Origin of the sequence: Actinocorallia populi (assembly GCF_002995495.1) — a bacterium.
Lineage (GTDB): Bacteria > Actinomycetota > Actinomycetes > Streptosporangiales > Streptosporangiaceae > Actinocorallia > Actinocorallia populi.
Genome location: NZ_PVZV01000002.1, coordinates 324,690 through 346,126, shown reverse-complemented (window position 1 = coordinate 346,126; position 21,437 = coordinate 324,690). Strand labels below are relative to the sequence as shown.

Sequence of the window (21,437 nt, the reverse complement as noted above, 5' to 3'; positions counted from 1 at the left end):
TCAGGAGGAGGCCGGCCCGGCCGCCTCCAGCTCGGCCTTGGCCGCCTGGTACCGCTCGGGGAAGACGTTCTCGGCCAGCGCGATGTCCCCGAAGATCATCCAGTCGGGGGCCAGCTCCTTGGAGTACCGCTCGAAGTACAGGAACTGCTTGCTGACCAGGACGAGCTCCTGGGGCGAGTCGACCTGGTACTGCTTGGCCATGTCCATGATCAGGCCGATGGTCTTGCCGAGGCTGATGCCGGCCATGCCGGACTTCAGGATGGGACCGAAGATCATCTCCAGCCGCATGGCGATCTCGGCGTCCGTGCCGATGCCCTCGGGGATCATGCCGAGCGCGCGGTAGTGCGGGACCAGCCGGTTGAAGTCGGCGTCGAACATGCCGGTGTAGAACATGTCCTTCAGCAGCTCCCGCCAGGGGCCGTCCACCTCGCCCATGATGCCGAAGTCCAGGTAGCACATGCGGCCGTCGTCCAGCACCCAGAGGTTGCCGGCGTGCAGGTCGCCGTGGAAGACCCCGCGCAGCAGCGCCGACTCCACCCAGACCTTGACGCCCCGCCGCAACATCTCCGCGCCGTCCACGCCGCGGGCGCGGATCTCCTCGAACTCGTCCAGCGGGATGCCGTACATGCGCTCCATGCAGATGACCTGGGGACCGCAGTAGTCCCAGTAGATCTCCGGTACGGCCACGTCGTAGTTGTCGTCGAAGTCGTGCAGGTGCTCGCGGAACTCGTGCTGGCGCTGCGCCTCCAGCGCGCTGTTGAGCTCCTGGAAGGTGACCGCGTGCAGGTCGGCGACGGCGGCGGAGGGCTTCATCGCCAGGGCGTTCTTGGAGACCTTCTCCACCAGCCGGGTGACGGCGTAGGCCACCCGCAGGTCGGTCGCCATGGTGCGGCTGATGTCCGGGCGCTGCACCTTGATCACCGCGTCCCGGCCGTCGGGCAGCACGCAGGCGTGCACCTGGCCGATGGAGGCTGCCGACAGGGGCCGGGGCTCGAAACTCTTGAAGACCTGCTCGGGCGGCGCGCCGAGGTTGTCGGTGATGACGCGGCGCACCTGCTCGACGTCGATCGGCTTGACCTCGTCCAGGCAGCGCAGGGCGGCGTCCGCCAGCGGCTTGGGGAAGAGTCCCGGTGAGGACGCGATGACCTGGCCGAGCTTCACGAAGGTGGGGCCGAGGATCTCGAAGGCGTCGATGACCCCCCGCGAGGCCGCGGCCTTCCAGTTCTTCTCGCCCCGCCGCACCAGCCACTTCGCCAGCTGCAGGAGCACCTGGGAGGCCAGTACCGCCAGCACCGCCGCCAGGCGGCCGGGATCCCGCCAGGTGAGCGTTCTCAAGGGAGGCGAGTCGACCTTCAGGTCCGCCGCGGAAGGTCCGTCTGCGTACGGGCCACGAAACGCCATGTATGCCTCCACGGGGGGTAAGAGAAGTCACTGGGAAACTAGCTCATTGCGACAAAATCGGCGATATGTTGCATGTCACTCGAAGCGTTGGCTAGGGTCCGGAGCATGGCAGCCGAGACTCCCGCCTCCGCCCTGGTGGCCTCCGCCCGGAACTCCGCCTGGGTGAGCGGGCAGCCCGGTCTCGCCTCCGAGGTCGAGCGCTGGGCCCGCGCCCGGAGGTTCCGCGACGCCGCGCTCGACGAGCGCGCCCGCGCCTGGGCCAGCCCCGGCCCCCCGTCGTTGTCCCGGCTCGCCCGGCACGCGCTCGCCGTCCCGGCGGGCCAGGTGCGCTGGGCGGTGCGCAGGCTGCCCGGCGCGATGCTGGACGGGCTGCTGTACCGGGACCCGCCCGAGGAGCTGCTCCGGACGGTCACCGCGGGCTGGCTGCGCGACCACTTCGAGGCGCTCGGCCCCTCCGGCGCGGAGATCGCCCGGCTGGTGGAGCAGAGCGAGGGCATCGCCCCCGGCTTCCTGGTCGACCGGCTGCGCAAGGAGCCGCTCGTGCCGCCGCCGATCCCCGCCGCGGAGGTGTGGCGGCTGCTGGACCGCGCCTTCCCCGGGCAGGTGCTGGAGGTGGCCGACGAGCCGTTCACCGTCTCGCTGCTCAGCCAGCTCCATCCGGCGACCCTCTCCGACGGGCGTCGGGTGCTCTTCCGCGTCGCCCGGCCCGGCGTGCGCGGCGACCTCATGCGCGACCTCCGGCTGGCCGCCACGCTGCTGGGCCCGGCCGAGCTGGTCCCCCGGCTGCGCGCGGTCCAGCCGCTGTCGGTGCTGCGCTCCACCGCCCGCCAGGCCATCGAGCACACCGACCTGCGCAACGACGCGCTCAACTCCGTCGAGCTCGGCCTGCTCCTGGAGGAGCGCCCGGCCGGCGGGCTCACGATCCTCCGCCCGGTCCCGGAGTTCGCCGCCAAGCAGGCCGTCGCGTTCGAGTTCCCCGAAGGCGCGGTCCCGCTCGCCGAAGGACTCGGCCGTGCGGCGGCCAAGGCCGCCGTCCCCGGCCTGCTGACGCTCGTGGTCGAGGGCGCGCTGGCCGACGGGGTCTTCCACGCCGACCTGCGGCCCGAACACCTGCTGGTGCTGCCCGACGGGTCGCTCGCCCTGGCCGGCTGCAGCGCCGTCGGACGGCTGGACAGGCGGCTGCGGCTGGCCTTCCTCGACTACATCACCGCTCTTTTCGGCGGCGACTTCGCCGGTCAGGCGGACGCCCTGGCGCGCCTGGGCGCGGTGCCGGGCGCGCCGGACCCGGCCGCCCTCGCCGCGCTGGAGGAGGACCTGCGCTCCGCCCCCGAGCTCGCCCCGCTGCGGTTGATGCGGCACGGCGAGGAGGCCGGGCCGGTCCTGCGGGAGATCGCGGTGCGGCACGGGCTCCGGCTGCCGTCGCAACTGCTGCAGTGGATGCGCGCCCTCTTGACCTACCGGGCACTGACTCGGCATCTTGTCCCAGACATGCCCTTCGTCCAGGCGCTGCTGCCGCTGCTGCCCCGCCTGGCCGAGATCAACAGGCGTCTTCGCCAAGACACCGTCGTCTGACCCCCCTCGAGGAGACCCAGTGGCCAAGCACGTGTTCCTGTCCAACGGATGGCTCGACGCCGTCGAGGCCCTGCGCCCCGAGTGGCCCGAGCCCCCGGCCGAGGTCAAGGGACTCCTGATCAACCTGATCATCACCGGCGGCCCCGACGGCGACGTGCAGGTGCACGCCGACTCCGGCCGCGTCGAGCGCGGCCTGCACGCCGACGCCGCCACCACCGTGACGGTGCCCTACGCGGTGGCCGAGCGCCTGTACATCCAGAACGACCCCTCGCTGGTGATGAGCTCGATCATGTCCGGCGAGCTGACCATCGAGGGCGACTCCGCGCAGGTCATGTCGATGATCAACATTCAGGGCGACCCCACCCCCGAGCAGGTGGCCTTCCAGAAGAAGGTCCAGGCGGTCACCGCCTGAACCCCGCCCGGCCCGGGGGCGCGCCCCCGGGCCCCCGCTAGGGGGTGAGGGCCGGGACGAGCAGCTCCGCCAGGAAGCGCCGCAGCGGGGTGCGCGGCGGCGAGACCATCACCGTGACGGCGATGCGGGCCAGCCAGTCGGCGAGGATCTCCGGGTCGCGCTGCGCGATGATCCCCGCCCGGACGCTCAGCCCGATGAGCGGGGCGACGCGGTCGGCGATCTCCCGGAAGAGCTGGGGGATGCCGTCGGCCAGCAGCGCGCCGAGCAGCTCGCGCTCGTCGGTGAGCATCTTGTGCACCACCGGGTGGGCCAGCGCCTCCTCCACCACCGCGACCAGCAGCTCGATGGCCGCTTCCGGCCCGCTCAGACCGGCCACCCTGGCGGGCAGCCCGGCAAGGATGCGGTGCAGCTCGCGGGAGACCAGCAGGCGTGTGGCCTGCTCGACGTTGCCGACCTGGCGGTAGACCGTGGTGCGGTTGACGCCCAGCTCGCGCGCGATGTCCTGCACCGACGTGCGGGCGACCCCGTAGCGGCTGAAGCAGCGGGCGGCGGCGTCCAGGTACGGGTCGAGCGCCGGGGCCGGCCGGGGCGGGAGTCCCGTGACGCGGTCCGCCTTCACCATGTCCCTCACCGGTCCTTCGGTTCCTCCCCTTCAGCTGCGACAATGCTACAGCTTTGTTGCGCTCTGCCGGGTTGTACGGTGGACGAGAGCTGTGTGTGATCTGTCGCGATCCTCGGGCCCCGCGAGCGGCCCGCGACTGCAGGAGCACCGATTGAACGCTGGAGAACGGCTGGCGGCCTCCCCCCGCTGGCGGCAGGCCGTCCCGCCGCGGATCGCTCCCGGCGGTCCCGCCGAGCTCGGTCCCCGCACCTGGCTGATGTCCAGGGCGATGTCGCTGGTCGCGGGCACGGACGGGGCCCGCCTGTTCGACCTGCCGGGACGCGACCCCCGGCTGATGCGCCGGTACCTGCGCTTCGCCTCCTCGGTCGTGCTCCTGGGCCGGCTGGAGCGCGCCGACGTCGAGCTCGTCACGCTGCGGACGGCCTGGAACGTCGGCGCCTGGTACGAGTTCTTCCACCACCTCCACCTCTCCCGGCTGAGCGGCCTGTCGGTCGACTCGGTGGAGCGGGTCGCCGAGGGGCCGCAGTCCCCCGGCTGGAACCCGCGCCAGGCGGCCCTGCTGCGGGCCGCCGACGAGCTGCACGCCCGGCGGGCGGTCAGCGAGCCGACCCTCGCCGAGCTGCGCGGGTTCCTCGACCAGTCGCGGCTGGTGGAGCTGTGCCTGCTGGTCGGCCACTACGAGATGCTCGCCATGTACCTCAAGACGGCCGGCGCGGTGCCCGAGCCGGGCGCCTGGGAGCGCGGCCCGCTCTCCTGGCTGCGCTCCCCCGACGACTCCGACCGGCTCGCCCCGCCGTGGCTGCCGGCGGTCAACAAGCGCCTCACCAACCGCGTCCAGGGCGTGTGGGCGCCCTACCTCCCGCCGTACGCGGTGATCGTCCACCGGGGGCGGAACTCCGGGCGGGAGTACCGCACGCCCGTCGCGGCGGTGCGCTCGGGCCGCCTCCTCTTCGTCGCCCTGCCGTACGGCGACCGGACCGACTGGGTGCGCAACCTGCTCGCCGAGGGCAGGGGCGGGGTGGAGCGGCTCGGCAGGCTGCACCGCCTCTCCCGCGTCCGCGTCACCGACGTCCCCACCGCGGGCGAGGCCGTGCCGCGGTACGCACGCCGGATGCTGGGCCTGACGAAGGTGCTCGTCGCCGAGATCGAGGAGTCCTGATGCCGCACGCCGTCGAGGTCATCGGCCGCCACCCCCGGCTGCTGTGGCCGTGGCTGCTCTTCTGGGTGCCCACCTACCGGCGCGGCGGCCTCTGCCAGGAGGACGTCTCGCTCGTCCTGCGGCGCACCGCCCGCCACACCGACCTGCACGACCGGCAGGAGGAGGAGCCCGCGGACCTGGACGAGCGCCAGCGGCTCCTGCTGGCCGCCGTGGACGAGCTGTGCGCCGACCGGATGATCTCCGACGACACCTGGCGCGCCCTCTCGGACTTCTACAGCGACCGGCAGCTGTCCGTCCTGTGCTTCATCGTGGGCAACCGGGCGATCCTGTCGATGGTCTCCAACACCTTCGACCGCTGAGGGCCGCCCACCGGCCCGGGGGCGGCCCCCGGACCCGCCGGAAGCGCTCAGCCGACCCTCGCCTCGCTGCGGTCGTTCGAGCCCGGCTCGAACAGCGGCGCGAGGTTGGCGACGAAGGCGCGGATGACGGGGTACTGCTCCTCGGGCGTCTTGCCGCGCAGCCCCAGGACCGGGTCGAGCCCGTCGTAGTAGGGCGCGAGCGCCAGGTGCGGCAGCACCAGCATGAGCAGCGCGGTGGCCGCGTCGTCGTCGAGGTCGGGGCGCACGTCGCCGCGTTCGCGCCAGAGCGCGCTGAACGACGGGATCGTGCGCATGTAGTAGTGGTTGGACGGCCCGCGCACCAGCGCGCGCACCGCGTTGTCGATCTCCAGGTTGACCGCGGCGGTCACCCCCCGCTCCAGGGGGTGCTCGGCGAAGTAGTCCGCCCACATGCAGCACACGTCGCCGAGCCAGTGGGTGAAGGGCTGCTCGAAGTCGCTCGCCGCGATCCGGCGCTCCATCTCGGCGTGGATCCGGCGCGCGGTCTCCTCCGCCACGTAGGCGAAGAACTCCAGCTTGTCCTCGAAGTACTGGAACAGGGAGCCCTTGGCGATGTCGGCGTCACGCGCGATGGTGTTGAGGCTGCCGGTCGAGTACCCGTGCGTGCCGAACTCGCGCTGCGCGGCTTCCAGGATCCGCTCGCGTTTGACCGGGTTGAGCCGGAACCAGGTTGACGTAGGCATTTGGCCGTCATCCTAGTGGGCGGCCGGGCCACGGGTACCGGACGCGGTTCTAGAATCGTGCTCTAGAATCGCGGCATGACCGAACCACCGGCGCCCCGCCCCCGGTCCGGCGCGCAGTGGGCCAGGGCCGACGCCACGCGCCAGGCCCTGCTGACGGCGGCCCGCGAGGTGTTCGCCGAGCGCGGCTACGAGGCCGCCGGCATCGCCGAGATCGTCGAGCGGTCGGGGATCAGCGTCGGCAGCCTCTACCACCACTACGGCGGCAAGGCCGGGCTCTACCTGGCGTTGTGGGAGGACCACACCGCCGAGCAGGAGCGCCGCGCCACCCGGGCGGTCAAACGGGCCAGGGCCGACGGGGTCAAGGACCCGATCGCCCTGTTCATCCTGGGCGCCCGCGCGTTCCTCGAGGTCTGCTGGGAGCAGCGGCACACCAGCAGGCTTTTCGCCGGCGGCGAGGGCCCGGCCGGGTTCGGGCTGATGCGCCGCCGCCGGGTCCGCCTGTGGATCCAGCAGAACACCAAGCTGCTGGGCGAGCAGGAGTCCGGCATGCTCGCGCTGATCCTCACCACGGTCATGGGCGAGGCCGGCCGGGAGGTCGCCGTCGCCGAGTCCGACGCCGAGGCCGCCGCGCTCGTCGACGAGGTCGCCGCCATCCTGGCCCGCCTCGCCCGCTGAGCCTCAGCCGCCCAGCCGGGGCGTCCGCACCTGGAACTCCCGCGAGACCCGGGCCACCTCGGTGACGAACCCGGTGAGGTCGACGTCCGGGGCGAAGCCCTGCGGGGCCTCCAGCGGGCGGAAGAAGTCGTCGTAGTGGGCGGGGACGACCCACTTGGGGGACAGCGCGGTCAGCGCCCGCGCGGTGTACCGGTCGGAGAACTGCCGCCCCGCGATGCCGCACAGGAACACGTCGACGTCGCGGTGGCGCACCGCCTCGTCGATCATCTCGGCCGAGCCCTGGTGGTAGAGCGTGATCCCGGCGACCTCGATGTGGAACGCCCACGTCCGCCCGCACCGGTAGGCGCGCGGGAAGAGGCCGTCCAGCCGGTCGCAGGTGAGCTCCCCGCCCATCGGCACCTTCACGCCCAGCGTGATCTTGGAGTGCAGGCTGGGGACCAGGGAGAACCGGAACGGGCCCGACTCGTAGACCCGGTACGGCTCGGCGTCGACCGCCCGGTCCGCGAGCCCGTGCAGCCCCATGAGGTGGCGCATCGAGGACGAGCCGTAGACCGTCGCGCCCGTCCGGCGGGCGATCTCGGGCACGTCCAGCGCGTGGTCGAAGTGGGTGTGCCCGACCAGGACCGTGTCCGCCCGGCCGATCCAGGCGTCCAGGGCCGCCTCGGAGGGCCGCACCACCTGCCGGGAGAGCATCTCCCGCAGCGGCATGCGGGTGACGTAGGGATCGATGAGCAGGTCGTGGCCCTGGTAGGACAGCGCGAACCCCGCCGTGCCCAGCCACGAGACCGACAAGCCGGGCGGCAGCCCCTCCCCCTGCCAGCGCAGGCGCTCGGCGGTCTCGTGGTCGGCGTGGTCCCGGGCGCGCCGGTCGGTGTAGTACCCCAGGGTCCGGGCCAGGTGCCGGGCCGGGGCCAGCGGGTTCAGCATGACGCCTCCCGGGACGGGGCTGCCGGTGGTCAGCCCAGAATGTACTCCTCCGGACGCGCCTTGCGGGTGGCCGCCCAGTACTCGAAGGTGAATCCGGGCCACAGGGTGCGGTTGACGCCCTGGTCGTCCAGGTACCAGGAGTTGCAGCCGCCCTCGTTCCACACGGCCTTGCGCAGCCGCTTCTGCAGGCGCTCGTTGTAGGCGTGCATCGCCTCGGGCCGCGGCTCGATGGTGGTGGCCTTGTGGTCGGACAGCATCCGCAGGCAGCTGAGGATGTGGGCGACCTGCACCTCGATCATGAACACGACGGAGTTGTGGCCCAGCCCCGTGTTGGGCCCCAGCAGCAGGAAGAGGTTGGGGAAGCCCGGCAGGGTGGTCCCGTGGTGGGCCACGATGCCGTCCGACCAGGTCTCCTGGATCTTCTGCCCGCCGCGGCCGGTGATCTTCCAGTGGTCCATGGCGTCCACGACCTTGAAGCCGGTGCCGTAGATGATCGCGTCGACCTCGATCTCCTCGCCCGCCTCGGTGACGACGCTGTTCGCCCGGATCTCGGCGACGCCCTCGGTGCGCAGGTCGACGTTGTCGCGGTTCAGCGCCGGGTACCAGTCGTTGGACAGCAGGATGCGCTTGCAGCCGATGGTGTAGTCGGGCGTGACCTTGGCGCGCAGCTCCGGGTCCGGGACCTGCTTCTTGATCTGGCGCATGGCCATCCACTTCTGCAGCCCGGACAGCCGGGGGTCGACGGCGAAGCCGACGGCCCTGGCCTCCAGCACCCAGTAGACGGCGTTGCGGACGGCGCGCGGCATGCCGGGCAGCCGGAAGGCCGCGGGCATCTCGATGTCGGGCTTGGACTGGATCCAGTTCGGGGTGCGCTGGAAGACCGTCAGCCGCGCGGCCTCCTTGGCGACCTCGGGCACGAACTGGATCGCCGAGGCGCCGGTGCCGATGACCGCGACGCGCTTGCCGCGCAGGTCGTAGGAGTGGTCCCACTGCGCGGAGTGGAAGGCCCTGCCCTCGAAGGACTCCATGCCGGGGATCTCGGGGAGGCTCGGCACGTGCAGCGCGCCCACGCCGGAGACGACCGCGCGGGGCCGCAGCTCCTCGCCCTCGACGGTGGTGACGGTCCAGCGCAGGGCGTCCTCGTCGTACTCGAGGGTGTCGACCTCCACGCCGAAGCGGATGTGCTTCGTGATGCCGTACTTCTCGGCGCAGCGCGCGAGGTAGCGCTGGATCTCCGGCTGCGGGGCGAAGAAGCGCGACCAGTCCTTGTTCAGCTCGAAGGAGTAGGAGTACATCGGGGACGGCACGTCGCAGGCGCAGCCCGGGTAGGTGTTCTCCCACCAGGTGCCGCCGAGGTCCTGGGCCTTCTCCAGGATGACGAAGTCGTCGTAACCGGCCTTGCGGAGCCGAATGCCCATGCACAGGCCGGCGAAGCCCGCCCCGACGATGACGATCTCGCTCATGAACCGGTTCTCCTTATTGGCTCCGCCGTCTACTACTGAGGGTAAGTTACTCCCGGTAAGTTACCAATGGTAGAGTATGGCAGTGTGACGCCGACCACGCGATCCAGAACCGGACGCAAGCGCATGTCCCGCGCCGAGCGGGAGGCGCAGATGCTCGCCGTGGCCGAGGAGGTCTTCGCCGACCTGGGCTACCGCGCCGCCTCCATGGAGGAGATCGCCGAGCGCTGCGGGGTGTCCAAGCCGATGCTGTACGAGTACTTCGGCTCCAAGGACGGGCTGCTGCTGGCCTGCCTGGCCAAGGCCCGCGCCGAGCTGTACCGGGTCACCAGCGAGGCCATGGCCCAGGGCTCCGACCCGCTGGACGTCCTGCGCCGCGGCCTGGTCGCCTACTACACCTTCACCAGCGAGCACAGCCGGTCGTTCGCCCTGCTCATGCACGAGCCCATGGCCCTGCCCGACGCCACCATCGAGGCCGTCGAGGGCGTGCGCCGCCAGCAGCACGACCTCATCGCCCCGGTCCTGGCCCTCTGGGGCCCCGGCCTGCCGCCCACCGCGGTCGAGGCGTACACCGAGATCATCATCGGCGCGTGCGAGCGCATCTCCCTGTGGTGCACGCGCCGTCCCGACATCAGCCCCGCCCAGGCCGCCCAGTACACCCTGGACTTCTGCTGGGCGGGCCTGAGCGGGACGCTCCAGCCGCCGGGCGACGCCCCCGGCCGCTGATCCGACCGACCCGCGAGGAGGACCGGTGTCGACCCGCGACCTTTACAGCCGACCGGTGGACACCGGCCGGCGCTGGGAGATCCCCATGGCCGGGAACGCCCGGTTCACCTGGGAGTACGACGAGGGCCGCGCCCGGCTGCTGGACCTGTACCAGAAGGGCAAGGACAAGCAGTGGGACGCCGCCGGGCGCATCGACTGGTCGATCGAGGTCGACCCCTGCGACGCCTTCGGCGTCCCCGACCAGGCCAGCCCCCTGTACGGCACCGAGTACTGGGACAAGCTGGGTGAGAGCGGCCGCCGGGAGCTGCGGATGCACCAGGCCTCCTGGCAGTTCTCCCAGTTCCTCCACGGCGAGCAGGGCGCGATGATCTGCGCTGCGCGGATCGTGGAGTGCGCCCCCGACCTCGACGCCAAGTTCTACTCGGCCACCCAGACCATGGACGAGGCGCGGCACGTCGAGACGTTCTCCCGGTTCCTGCACACCAAGCTCGGGCTCGTCTACCCGATCAACGACCAGCTGCAGTCCCTGCTGCGGGACACGCTGAGCGACAGCCGCTGGGACATGCCCTACCTGGGCATGCAGGTGCTCATCGAGGGCCTGGCGCTCGCTGCGTTCGGCGTCGCCCGCGACATCACCCGCAAGCCGCTGCCCAAGCAGATCCTCACGTACGTGATGCAGGACGAGGCGCGCCACGTGGCCTTCGGGCGCATGGCCCTGCGCGACCACTACCGGCAGCTGTCGGCGGCCGAGCTGCGCGAGCGCGAGGACTTCGTCATCGAGGGCTGCCTGCTGATGCGCGACCGCATCCGCCAGTACGAGGTGTGGGAGAACTTCGGGTTCCCGGTCAAGACCATGACCCGGATCCTGGAGGGCGCCCAGTACTTCAACATGTACCAGAGCTTCCTGTTCACCCGGATCGTTCCGTGCGTGAAGGACATCGGCCTGTGGAGCGACCGGGTGCGCGACGCCTACGACCGGATGGGCGTGCTCGACCTCTCCCGCCAGGACCTCGACGCGCTGATGCGCCGGGACGAGGAGGCGGCCGACGCCCTCGACGCCGAGCGGTTCGCCGCCGAGGAGGAAGCCCGCAGGGCGGAAGTGCGGGCCGTCATCGAAGAGGCCGAAACGTGAAGGGCCTCCGGGGCGGGACGGCGGTGGTCACCGGCGCCGCGGCCAGGGCCGCCCGTCCCGTCCGGTGTCCCGGGCGTAGCCGTCGCGGGGACGGGTCGCCGCCCGCCTCCCCGCCCTGACGGGTCCGGTCCCGGTTCAGGCCTCGGGCAGGATCAGGGCGAGCGCCGCAGCGTAGGCCGGGTCGGGCGCCTCCAGGTCGCGGAGCCGGATCCGGGCCGGCAGGCCGGGCCTGCCGCGCCAGTCCAGCAGCGCGGCGGGCCGGTCCGCGGGCGAGACCGTCAGGTCGGTCATCGCCACCTTCAGACCGTCCCCGGTCGCCTTGAGCAGGGCCTCCTTGCGCGTCCAGTAGACGTGCAAGTCGCCCGGCGGCTCCCCGGCCGAGCGCACGTGGGCGTCCAGCTCGCCCATCGGGCGCGCCCGCTCCTCCACGTCCAGCCCCACCGGGACCTCCGAGACGGCCACCCCGACCAGGTCCCCCGAGTGGCTGACCGACAAATGCAGGCCGGGGTGGAGGGGGCGCCCGTGCGGGGCCCCGCAGTCCGGGCAGGTGCGGTCCAGCACGACGCGTTCGGGCGGCAGGCCCGTCCGCCGGGCCACCTCCCGCTTGGTGAGGTTGACCCCCAGCGTGAACCGCCTGCGGTCGGCGTCCCGCAGGTAGCGTTCGCGCCGGGCCAGCTCCGTGGCGTCCAGCAGCTCCAGCGCCGCGGCCTCCGCGGAGGAGGTGCGCCCCCATCGGACATCGGTTCCGAACCCGGAATCAGGCATGGCCATCAAAATACGGGATAGCGTGATGCCGAAGGTCGGCGCATCGGGGACTGACGCTGGGAGCTCAAGTTGCACAACGACCTCCCCCCGCCGGGAAAGACCGAGCCGCTGACGGCCTCGGACCCGCGCGCAGTGGGGGAATACACCATCGTCGGCAGGCTCGGCGCGGGCGGGATGGGCGCCGTCTACCTGGGCCTCGCCCCCGAGAGGACGCCCGTCGCGGTCAAGATGATCCGCGACGAGCTGGGCGTGGACCCCGGTTTCCGCGCCCGCTTCGAGCGGGAGGTCGCCTCCGCCAAGCGGGTCGCCTCGTTCTGCACCGCGGCGGTGCTCGACCACGGCCTGCACGAAGGGCACCCCTACCTCGTCACCGAGTACATCGAGGGGCCGACGCTGCTCGCCCAGGTGCTGGAGCGCGGGCCGCTGTCGGCCGGCACCCTGCAGGGCTTCGCGGTCGGCGTCGCCATGGCGTTGAACGCCATCCACGGGACGGGGCTGGTGCACCGCGACCTCAAGCCGTCCAACGTGATCCTGTCGGTCTCCGGGCCGCGGGTCATCGACTTCGGCATCGCCCGCGCCCAGGACTCCACCACCGGCGTCACCCGCACCGGGCAGCTCATCGGCACCCCCGGCTGGATCGCGCCGGAGCAGCTGCTGGCCGACCGCGCCACCACCGCCGTGGACATCTACACCTGGGGCTGCCTGGTGGCGTTCGCGGCCCGCGGGCGGCACCCGTTCGGCGCAGGCGAGCCGATCGCGATGGCCTCGCGGATGCTGCACGGCGAACCGGAGCTCGACGGGGTGCCCGAGCCGCTGCTCGACCTGGTCCGCGCCGCCCTGAACAGGGACCCGCTGCAGCGGCCGACCGCTCAGCAGCTGCTGATGGCGCTGACCGGCGACGGCTCCCCGCAGAGCCTCGACGACCAGGCGACCCGGGTGGTGGAGCAGAACTGGCAGGCTCCCCCGCCCGGCCCCGACCCGCGGACCCGCCCGTCCGGCCGTCCCGGGCTCCCGGAGCCCGCTCCGCCCGGTCCGCCCGAGGCCGCGCCGACGCTGCCGCCCACCCTGGCCGAGGAGCGGAAGGGCCGCCGTACGGTCGTCGCGCTGTCGGGGGTGCTGAGCGCACTGCTGGTCGCGACCGTGCTGGTCTTCGTCTTCGACCGCGATGACGAGCCGGGATCCCGGGAAGCCGGCCCGCGGGTCACCAACCCGCTGGAGGAGGCCGGTTTCAAGGAGGTCGACCTGGACGACGCCACCGACGTGGGCCGTCCCGTCGTCGACGCGGGCGCGGAGTTCACCGTCGGGCAGCCCCGCTGCGGCGGCGAGACGTACAAGGGCGTGACCGCCGCGGACGACACCGAGCTCTGCCTGGTGCCGCTGACCATCGCCAACCCCTCGGCCCTGGAGGACACCCGGCGGGTCTTCCGCAACCGGCAGATGCTGGTCACCGACGAGGGAACGGTCGCCACGACGGAGTTCACCGACGGCTTCCTCAACAACGCCCCCTCGGTGCCGCCGGGCGGCCGCATCGCCGGGGAACTGCTGTTCACCGTCGCCAAGGGGGCCGAACTGCTCTCCGTGAAGCTGTACGGGGCCGACGGCTCCCAGGGCGTCGAGGTGAAGTCGTGAAGAGACGAAGGCTGACCTGGGCCGGTGTCCTGGGGGGCTGCGCGCTGCTGGGCGGCGCGTTCCTGATGCCGCCGCAGCAGGCCGGAGCCGCCTCCTGCGACCAGGCCTCGCGGGCCGACTTCGACGGGGACGGCAAGGACGACTTCGTCGTCGGCGACGCCAAGGCCACCTTCGGGGACGCCGTCTCCGCCGGGCAGGTGACCGTCCACTACGGCGGGGACCGGCCGGGCCGTGGCAGGCTCGTCCCCCTGCGGGACGACGAGCCCCAGGCCGGGGCGGGTTTCGGCCACGCGGTCGCGACCGGGCACCTCAACGGCGACAAGTGCCTCGATCTGGTCGTCGGCTCCCCCTGGGCGGAAGAGGGTGCGGGCAGGGCCAGGATCTTCCTCGGCTCTCCCCAGGGCCTCAGGTCCGGTGCGGTGCTCGAGCCCCCGCGCACCACCCGGACCTTCGGCTGGTCGGTGGCCACCGCGGCGAAGACCGGCGCCGACCGGGCGGCCGTCGTGGTCGGCGCGCCCTACGAGGAGGTCGCGGGCAGGCCGTCCGCGGGCGCGGTGTACCTGTTCTCCCTCGACGACCAGGGCGCGGTCGCCGGGCGGGCCGCCGCCGTCGACCAGGACGACGACCGGCTCACGGGCGTCTCGGAGGCGGGCGACCTGTTCGGCTGGGCGGTGGCGCTCGGCAAGATCCGGGGCGAGGCCGAACGGCTCGACCTGATCGTCAGCGAGCCCGGCGAGGACGTCGAAGGGCAGGGCGAGGACGCGGGGTCCTTCAGCGTCGCCGAGGACATCACCACGGGCCGGGTGTCCGAGGGCGAGCACTGGCACTACGGCAACCTGGAGATCGGCGACCCCACCCCGGGCGGGAACATCGGCTGGAGCCTGGCCCACCTCGAGGAGGGCGGCACCTCCTACGTGGCCGTCGGCGCCCCCGGCCAGACCGTCGACGGCAAGGAGCGCGCGGGCCGGGTCGCCCTGCTCACCTCCACCGGCGCGGGGCTGGGCTCGCCTCAGGTCATCGAGCAGAACCGCGACAAGGCGCCCTACATCGAGGCCGGCGACCGCTACGGCCGGTCGCTCGCGCTGGCCGGGGACGGCGTGACGGGCGACGGCGTCCAGCTGGCGGTCGGCGTCCCCCACGACGGCCCCGGCACGGGGAGCACCCCCGAGAGCGGCTGGGTGCACCTGGTGCCGCTCGCCCAGCGGGACAGGGCGCTGCTCATCGACGCGCTCAACTCCGACGTCCCCGGCGATCCGGGTGCCTACGAGCACTTCGGCCGGTCCGTGGCGTTCACCACCGGAGCGCTGCTGATCGGCGTCCCCGACGACCGGTCCCGGCCCGGCGGCTCGCTGATCGTCCGCCCGCTCGGGGACGAGGACCCCGTCCAGCTCGTCCCGGACTCCGAGTACGACGAGACCGATTTCGGCGGGACCCTGGGCGGAGCACCCGGCTGAACACCGATGATCGGAGTATGCACAGATCCTTCTGGTTCGTCGCGGTGGCGGCGGCGGGCGTCCTGCTCGCCGGCTGCGCCGGGGACGAGCGCGTGACCGAGAGCCCTTCGTCCGCCGCCTCCACGAGCAAGAGCACAGGCCCGCAGGCCGGCGCCGTGCCCGGGAAGGTCGCGCTCACCGAGATCGCCGAGGTGGAGCAGCCCACCGGCATGGCCGTCCGCAAGGGGGACCCGGCCCTCTACGTCATCGAGCAGCCCGGCCGGGTCCGCGCGATCCGCGACGGGAAACTGGTCGCCGAACCCGTGCTGGACCTCACCTCCGTCGTCGGGAGCGGCGGTGAGCGGGGGCTGCTGGGCATCGCCTTCTCCCCCGACGGCGAGCACCTCTACCTCGACCACACCGCCAAGGACGGCACCATCACCGTCGTCGAGTACCCCGTGCGGGACGACGGCTCGGTGCGTCCGGCGGACCGCAGGGTCGTGCTGGAGCAGCCGCATCCGCGCACCAACCACAACGGCGGCCAGCTCGCCTTCGGCAAGGACGGCTACCTCTACATCAGCCTCGGTGACGGCGGCGGGGCGGGCGACCCCGACGACAACGCCCAGAACCTGGGCAGCCTGCTCGGCAAGATCCTGCGGATCGACCCGCGCGGCGGCGAGCCGTACAAGGTGCCCGGCGACAACCCGTTCGTCGACAAGGAGGGCGCCAAGCCCGAGATCTGGGCGTACGGGCTGCGCAACCCGTGGCGGTTCTCCTTCGACTCCGAGACCGGGGACCTGTGGATCGGCGACGTGGGGCAGGACGACTGGGAGGAGGTCGACTTCCAGCCCGCCTCGTCCAAGGGCGGGGAGAACTACGGGTGGCCGCTGCGCGAGGGCAGCCATGAGTTCAGGTCAGGGGAGCGGGCGGGCGTGGTGCCCGTCCACGAGTACAAGCTGCACGAGAACGGCGAGTGCTCGGTCATCGGCGGCCACGTCTACCGGGGCGAGCGGCTGCCGGGGATGGCGGGCCGCTATCTCTACGCCGACTTCTGCGCGGGCTGGGTGAAGTCCTTCGAGCTGGTGGACGGAAAGGCGCGGGGGCACCACACGTCCCTGGAGAACCTCAGCAACGTCTCGGCCTTCGGCCAGGACGCCTCGGGCGAGCTCTACGTGCTCAGCCTGAACGGCCAGATCCACCGGATCGACCCGGCTTGAGGCATCGGGTGACGAAACGGCGGCGGCCGGTGATTTCTCACCGGCCGCCGCCGAATTCAGTTCCGACCCCTGCGCCTAAGCCCAGGACACTCCGGCCTCATTGACGGCCATGTCCTTCGCCTCCTCTTACTTACTGGTCATGACCTACTAACCAGCATCTTGCGTAACCAAACCCATGCATTGCGTGGCCGACACCTATAACACCGCGATTACCAGGCAATACGGGACGGGCGGAGGTCCGATACTACCCGCAAAACCGACCAACCGGGCCGGTTGCTTCCCTACCAATAAGTAACACTGGTCAACCGAGCGTCAGGTGTAAGAACGCAGCGCTTCCTTCACCACTTCGAGAGCGCCTTCGAGACACGCGTCCTGCTGTTCCTGCGGCTTCTTTTCGAAGGCCCGGCTGTAAGTCCCGGTGACGATCAGATTCTGCACCCGCACCGCTATGCGAGCAGTCGTCACGTTCGCCACACCGTCCTCGGTGTACACCCGCCTAAAGGCCTCCTCACCGAGGCCCGGCACCTTTTCCAGAAGCAGCGTGTCGGTGATCTTGTCTTCTTCCTGCATCTTGTAGTCCTGACCGAACGACCATTTGGCCGAGGTGATCGGATCCATGTCGCCGGTCACGTCCGCCAGCCTCGTCTCCAGCCGCAGATAACGGAAATCGTCCGCGCCGTCACTGGTGTATCCGCATGATCCCGCGCGGGAGCCCCCGTATTCCTCCGGTTCTCCTTTCGGCACCAATTTGAGGAAGGTGGCCTCCGAGACGCTGTCGCAGACCTTCTTCGGCAACTCCGTCAGCGGGCCCTCGCCCGCCGGGGCGGAGGGGGCGGGCGAAGGCTCGGCCGGCCGGCTCGGCTCCGGCTCCGGAGCCGCGGATTCCGGCGGGGAGTCCGGAGGTGGCTCCGTGGCGTTCTCGTGCTCGGCGGTCAAAGTGGGCATGGCGCCGTCTTCCGGGGAATCGTCCAGGAGCAGCGGGACCGCGAAGAACACCCCTCCCGCCGCCAGGAGGAAGGAGATGAACGCCACCTGCCAGCCCCGGGGCCGCCAGTGGCTCGGCTCGGGCGGTTCGGGAGGCGAATAGACCCGGTCGAAATCAGCGCGCACGCTCTCGAAAGTACGGACCCGTAAGGGCTTTGTCATTACCTCCGGAGAGGATGGATCCATGTTGCTCGCCGAGTTGGCCGCCGCCTGGCGGGCCGTGTCCGAGACCTCCGCGCGCCGGGAGAAGACCGCGCTCATCGCCGCCTGCCTGCGCGACGCCGGACCCGAGGAGGCACCCCTGGTGGTGCACTACCTCGCCGGTGAGCTGCCGCAACGCCAGATCGGCATCGGCCCCTCCGCCCTCGGCGACCGTCCGACCGCCTCTCCCTCGCCGGGCCTGTCCGTCAGCCGGGTCGACGCGGTCTTCAGCGAGATCAAGGCCGCCTCCGGCCCCGGCTCCGTGGCCGGAAAACGACGCCTGCTGCGTGCCCTGCTGGCCGAGGCGACCGGTCCGGAACAGGAGTTCCTCGTCCGGCTGCTCGCCGGAGACCTCCGCCAGGGCGCGCTCGAAGGAGTCATGACCGAGGCGATCGCCAAGGCGGCCGGAATTCCCGCGGCGGCCGTCCGGCGGGCCGTCATGCTGCGCGGCTCGCTCTCCGCCGTCGCCGTCGCCGCGCTGTCGGGCGGGGCGGAGGCGCTCTCGGCGTTCACGCTGCGCGTGGGGCGGCCCGTCCGGCCGATGCTCGCCTCCTCCGCGCCCTCCCTGGAGGAGGCGCTCAAGGGCGAGATGGCCCTCGAGTGGAAGATGGACGGGATCCGCGCCCAGTTGCACGTGGAGGGCGAGCAGGTCCGGGTCTTCACCCGCACCCTGGAGGAGATCACCTCCCGGGTCCCCGAGGTCGTCGAAAGGGTGCGCGCCCTGGGCCTCCGGTCGGCGATCCTGGACGGCGAGCTGATCGCGTTGCGCGAGGACGGGAGGCCCCACCCCTTCCAGGTCACCTCCGCCCGCGCGGCCACCCGCTCCGGCGGGATCGGCGGCCTGTCGCTGTTCGCCTTCGACGTCCTGCACCTCGACGGCGTGGATCTCCTGGACGAGCCGGGCTCCGTCCGCGGCGAGGCGCTCGTGCGGGCGCTGCCCGAACCCCTGCGCATGCCCAGGACGGTCACCGCCGAACTGCCGGAGGCCGAGGCGTTCCTCGCCGGCGCGCTCGCCCGCGGCCACGAGGGCGTGCTGCTGAAGTCGCTGGGCACCCCCTACACGGCGGGCCGCAGGGGCGCCGGCTGGATCAAGGTGAAGCCCCGCCACACCCTCGACCTGGTGGTCCTGGCCGTCGAACGGGGCAGCGGACGCCGCCGGGGCACGCTGTCCAATCTCCACCTGGGCGCCCGCGACCCGCGCACCGGCGGATTCGTCATGCTCGGCAAGACGTTCAAGGGCCTGACCGACCGCATGCTGGCATGGCAGACCGAGCGGTTCACCGGCCTGAAGACCGCCGACGACGGCTGGACGGTGACCGTCCGGCCGGTCCAGGTCGTGGAGATCGCCTTCGACGGGCTGCAGCGCAGCCCCCGCTACCCGGGCGGCCTGGCCCTGCGGTTCGCCAGGGTGCTGCGCTACCGCTCCGACAAGACCGCCGAGGAGGCCGACACCATCGACACCGTGCGGGCGCTGGCGGGATTCGAGCCCTGATCCGGTCTCAGCCGCGCAGCCGGATGGGGTTGACCAGGTCGGCGTAGGCGATGAGCAGGCCCATGGCCAGCAGCAGCGCGCCCACCACGTAGGTCAAAGGGAGTGCCTTGGCGACGTCCACCGGGCCGGGCGCCGGCCTGCCCGCCACCCTCGCGAAGGCCCGCTTGAGGCCCTCCCACAGGGAGCCCGCGATGTTGCCGCCGTCCAGCGGCAGCAGCGGGATGAGGTTGAAGGCGGCGAGGCCGAAGTTCAGCGAGCCGAGCACCAGCAGGAACAGGACGATCTTGTCGGCGGCACGGGTGTCGGCGGCCAGGACCTCGCCGCCGATCCGGCTCGCCCCCACGACGCCCACGGGGCTGTCGGACTCGCGCTCCGCACCGCGGAAGGAGGCGTCCCAGACCCCTGCCATCTTCTGCGGCAGGACCGCAAACGCCTCCAGGGTGCGGCCGGCCATGTCCCCCATGAGCGCCAGCACGTCCAGCGGGTCCTGCCGTACGTACTCCTGGACGGGCGTGATGCCGAGGAAGCCCGCGGTGACCGTCCCGGAGCGCCCGTCCAGCGCGGCGACCCGGTTGGCGATCAGGGTGGGGGTGAGCACGAGTTCCCGGCCGTCGCGGCGGACCTCCAGCCGCACCTGCCGTCCGGCGGAGTCGCGCACCAACTGCTGGAACTGCCGGTAGCGGGTGACCGGCACGCCGTCGAAGGAGACGATCTCGTCCCCCGGCCGCAGCCCGGACCGCGCGGCGGGCGTCGGCGGATCATCCGGCCCGCATCCGCGGGCGGCCTGGGCGGCGGGGACGACGCACTTCGCGACCGTCGCGACCCCCATGGTCGGTTCCTTGATCCCGAAGCCCACGAGGGCGATCCCCAGCAGCACGAACGCCAGGAAGAAGTTCATCAGCGGCCCGGCGAAGGAGATCAGCGCCTTCTGCCACCACTTCTTGGCGTAGAAGACGCGGTCGGCGTCGTCCGGGCCGACCTCCTCCAGCGACTCCTTGCGCGCCGAGTCGATCAGCTGCCCGAACCGGCCGGTCGAGGAGCGCCGCAGCCTCCCCTCGGGATCCCCCGCGCGCGGCGGCAGCATGCCGATCATCCGCACGTACCCCCCGAAGGGGACCCACTTGAACCCGTACTCGGTCTCCCCGCGCCGCCACGACCTGACCGTCGGCCCGAAGCCCACCATGTACTGGGGGCAGCGCACTCCGAACCGCTTGGCCACCAGCAGGTGCCCCAGCTCGTGCAGCGCGATCGACGCCATGAGCAGCAGGAAGAACAGCACCACACCCAGTGCCAGCACGCCGCTCTCCTACCCGGGCGGCGGGGCGCCAAGCCGCCCCGGGCGGATCTTGAACGTTCCGGGGCCGGGCGTTGGCGGGGGTCAGGGGTTCAGGAGGGCGCGCAGTTCCGCCAAGTAGGGGGCGAGGTCCAGTCCCTGCCCGGCGAGCCAGGCGTCGGACAGGTAGGTGTGGGTGTAGCGCTCGCCGCCGTCGCAGATCAGGGTGACGACGCTGCCCTGCTCGCCGCGCTCGCGCATCTCCCCGATGACCTGCAGGGCGCCCCAGACGTTGGTGCCGGTGGAGCCGCCGACACTGCGGCCGGTGACCTCCGACGTCCAGCGCATGCAGGCGATCGAGGCGGCGTCGGGCACCCGGTACATGCGGTCGATGACCGACGGCAGGAACGACGGCTCCACGCGGGGGCGCCCGATGCCCTCGATCCGGGAGCCGGGGGCGGTCAGCGCCGTGTCGCCGCTCACCCAGGAGTCGTAGAACGCCGAGCCCTCCGGGTCCACGACCGCCAGGCGCGTCTGGTGCCTGCGGTAGCGCACGTACCGGCCGATGGTCGCCGCGGTGCCCCCGGTGCCGGCGCTGACCACGATCCAGGCCGGCTCGGGGTGCGGCTCCAGCGCGAGCTGCTCGAAGATCGAGGCGGCGATGTTGTTGTTGGCCCGCCAGTCGGTGGCGCGCTCGGCGTAGGTGAACTGGTCCAGGTAGTGGCCGCCGGTGCGCTCGGCCAGCCGCCCCGCCTCGGCGTAGATCGACGCCGGGTCGTCGACGAAATGGCAGCGGCCGCCCTGGAACTCGATCAGCGCGATCTTCTCCGGGCTGGTGCTCCTGGGCATCACCGCGACGAACGGCAGCCCCAGCAGCCGGGCGAAGTAGGCCTCGCTCACCGCGGTCGAGCCGCTGGAGGCCTCGATGACCGTGGTGCCCTCGGTGATCCAGCCGCTGGAGAGCGCATAGAGGAACAGGGAGCGGGCCAGCCGGTGCTTGAGCGAGCCGGTGGGGTGCACCGACTCGTCCTTCAGGTAGAGGTCGATGCCCCACTCGGGGGGCAGGGGGAAGACGTGGAGGTGGGTGTCCGCGCTCCGGTTGTTGTCGGCCTCGACCCTGCGGATCGCCTCGGCGATCCAGGCGCGGCCGGCCGGTTCACACCGGTCTGTACTGTCCATGCCGCTCCCCCCTTGGAATTCCGCTTCAGGCTACGCCCTGGCGAATGACCGTAGAGCCCGTCGTTCGGGCGGGGAAGGCGAGCCGGAATCGCCGGAA

General features: G+C 71.9%; 20 protein-coding genes. 11 read left to right on the top strand and 9 right to left on the bottom strand.

The genetic code is table 11. The features are described 5' to 3' along the window. Entirely contained in the window at positions 1-1,335 is a 1,335-nt protein-coding gene (locus C2865_RS08555; protein ID WP_198653098.1) for an ABC1 kinase family protein, read from the bottom strand. Positions 1,336-1,506: 171 nt separating this feature from the next. On the opposite strand from C2865_RS08555, the gene C2865_RS08550 reads away from it, so the two are divergent. Further along, entirely contained in the window at positions 1,507-2,973 is a 1,467-nt protein-coding gene (locus C2865_RS08550) for an AarF/UbiB family protein (RefSeq protein ID WP_106397818.1), read from the top strand. Between the two features lie 19 nt (positions 2,974-2,992). Further along, positions 2,993-3,385 carry a hypothetical protein gene (locus C2865_RS08545; protein ID WP_106397817.1) on the top strand — a complete coding sequence of 131 codons (393 nt, stop codon included), beginning with the start codon at positions 2,993-2,995 and terminating at the stop codon, positions 3,383-3,385. Positions 3,386-3,422: 37 nt separating this feature from the next. Here the strand turns inward: C2865_RS08545 and C2865_RS08540 are convergent, their stop codons facing one another. After that, positions 3,423-4,007 (bottom strand): TetR/AcrR family transcriptional regulator, encoded by a 585-nt coding sequence (locus C2865_RS08540; protein WP_106397816.1) that lies wholly within the window; start codon positions 4,005-4,007, stop codon positions 3,423-3,425. A 151-nt stretch (positions 4,008-4,158) separates the two neighbouring features. Between C2865_RS08540 and C2865_RS08535 the strand changes: the two genes are divergently transcribed. Next, on the top strand, positions 4,159-5,166 hold the full coding sequence (locus C2865_RS08535; RefSeq protein WP_106397815.1) for a carboxymuconolactone decarboxylase family protein: 1,008 nt from the start codon (positions 4,159-4,161) through the stop codon (positions 5,164-5,166). Further along, complete coding sequence (locus C2865_RS08530) at positions 5,166-5,525, top strand: carboxymuconolactone decarboxylase family protein (protein WP_106397814.1); 360 nt, start codon at positions 5,166-5,168, stop codon at positions 5,523-5,525. Before C2865_RS08535 ends, C2865_RS08530 begins: the two co-directional genes overlap by 1 nt. A 47-nt stretch (positions 5,526-5,572) precedes the next feature. Here the strand turns inward: C2865_RS08530 and C2865_RS08525 are convergent, their stop codons facing one another. Beyond that, positions 5,573-6,247, bottom strand: coding sequence for a TetR/AcrR family transcriptional regulator (locus tag C2865_RS08525; protein WP_106397813.1), 675 nt, complete (start codon positions 6,245-6,247; stop codon positions 5,573-5,575). Positions 6,248-6,322: 75 nt separating this feature from the next. Here C2865_RS08525 and C2865_RS08520 point away from each other — a divergent pair, with 75 nt between their 5' ends. Continuing rightward, complete coding sequence (locus C2865_RS08520; RefSeq protein ID WP_106397812.1) at positions 6,323-6,922, top strand: TetR/AcrR family transcriptional regulator; 600 nt, start codon at positions 6,323-6,325, stop codon at positions 6,920-6,922. 3 nt (positions 6,923-6,925) lie between these two features. On the opposite strand, the gene C2865_RS08515 is transcribed toward C2865_RS08520, so the two are convergent. Next, a complete protein-coding gene (locus tag C2865_RS08515) occupies positions 6,926-7,849 on the bottom strand; it encodes an MBL fold metallo-hydrolase (protein ID WP_106397811.1) in 924 nt (307 codons plus the stop codon). 29 nt (positions 7,850-7,878) lie between these two features. Then, positions 7,879-9,312, bottom strand: coding sequence for a flavin-containing monooxygenase (locus C2865_RS08510; RefSeq protein WP_106397810.1), 1,434 nt, complete (start codon positions 9,310-9,312; stop codon positions 7,879-7,881). A gap of 84 nt (positions 9,313-9,396) precedes the next feature. Here C2865_RS08510 and C2865_RS08505 point away from each other — a divergent pair, with 84 nt between their 5' ends. Both C2865_RS08505 and C2865_RS08500 read left to right on the top strand, forming a co-directional pair. Next, on the top strand, positions 9,397-10,035 hold the full coding sequence (locus C2865_RS08505) for a TetR/AcrR family transcriptional regulator (RefSeq protein ID WP_232835463.1): 639 nt from the start codon (positions 9,397-9,399) through the stop codon (positions 10,033-10,035). Positions 10,036-10,060: 25 nt separating this feature from the next. After that, positions 10,061-11,167: a ferritin-like domain-containing protein gene (locus tag C2865_RS08500; protein ID WP_106397808.1), complete on the top strand. Its 1,107-nt coding sequence runs from the start codon at positions 10,061-10,063 to the stop codon at positions 11,165-11,167. A 135-nt stretch (positions 11,168-11,302) separates the two neighbouring features. Here C2865_RS08500 and C2865_RS08495 read toward each other — a convergent pair whose 3' ends face one another. Further along, entirely contained in the window at positions 11,303-11,932 is a 630-nt protein-coding gene (locus tag C2865_RS08495; protein ID WP_232835462.1) for a 4'-phosphopantetheinyl transferase family protein, read from the bottom strand. Between the two features lie 69 nt (positions 11,933-12,001). Between C2865_RS08495 and C2865_RS39280 the strand changes: the two genes are divergently transcribed. Genes C2865_RS39280 through C2865_RS08480 form a run of 3 tightly spaced genes read left to right on the top strand, consistent with a single transcriptional unit; the run spans position 12,002 to position 16,211 of the window. Further along, positions 12,002-13,561, top strand: coding sequence for a serine/threonine-protein kinase (locus C2865_RS39280; RefSeq protein ID WP_232835461.1), 1,560 nt, complete (start codon positions 12,002-12,004; stop codon positions 13,559-13,561). Next, on the top strand, positions 13,558-15,015 hold the full coding sequence (locus tag C2865_RS08485) for an integrin alpha (RefSeq protein WP_106397807.1): 1,458 nt from the start codon (positions 13,558-13,560) through the stop codon (positions 15,013-15,015). Before C2865_RS39280 ends, C2865_RS08485 begins: the two co-directional genes overlap by 4 nt. A gap of 17 nt (positions 15,016-15,032) precedes the next feature. Further along, entirely contained in the window at positions 15,033-16,211 is a 1,179-nt protein-coding gene (locus tag C2865_RS08480; RefSeq protein ID WP_106397806.1) for a PQQ-dependent sugar dehydrogenase, read from the top strand. A 312-nt stretch (positions 16,212-16,523) separates the two neighbouring features. Here C2865_RS08480 and C2865_RS08475 read toward each other — a convergent pair whose 3' ends face one another. After that, positions 16,524-17,321, bottom strand: a complete 798-nt coding sequence (locus tag C2865_RS08475) for a hypothetical protein (RefSeq protein WP_157963627.1) — start codon at positions 17,319-17,321, stop codon at positions 16,524-16,526. Positions 17,322-17,379: 58 nt separating this feature from the next. Between C2865_RS08475 and C2865_RS08470 the strand changes: the two genes are divergently transcribed. Next, on the top strand, positions 17,380-18,888 hold the full coding sequence (locus tag C2865_RS08470; protein ID WP_106397804.1) for an ATP-dependent DNA ligase: 1,509 nt from the start codon (positions 17,380-17,382) through the stop codon (positions 18,886-18,888). Between the two features lie 7 nt (positions 18,889-18,895). On the opposite strand, the gene C2865_RS08465 is transcribed toward C2865_RS08470, so the two are convergent. Together C2865_RS08465 and cds1 are read right to left on the bottom strand one after the other, a co-directional pair. After that, the gene (locus C2865_RS08465; protein ID WP_232835460.1) at positions 18,896-20,185 is read right to left on the bottom strand and encodes a M50 family metallopeptidase; all 1,290 of its coding nucleotides are present in this window, start codon (positions 20,183-20,185) and stop codon (positions 18,896-18,898) included. 81 nt (positions 20,186-20,266) lie between these two features. Then, positions 20,267-21,340 carry an L-cysteine desulfhydrase Cds1 gene (cds1, locus tag C2865_RS08460; protein WP_106397803.1) on the bottom strand — a complete coding sequence of 358 codons (1,074 nt, stop codon included), beginning with the start codon at positions 21,338-21,340 and terminating at the stop codon, positions 20,267-20,269. Positions 21,341-21,437 lie beyond the last annotated feature (97 nt).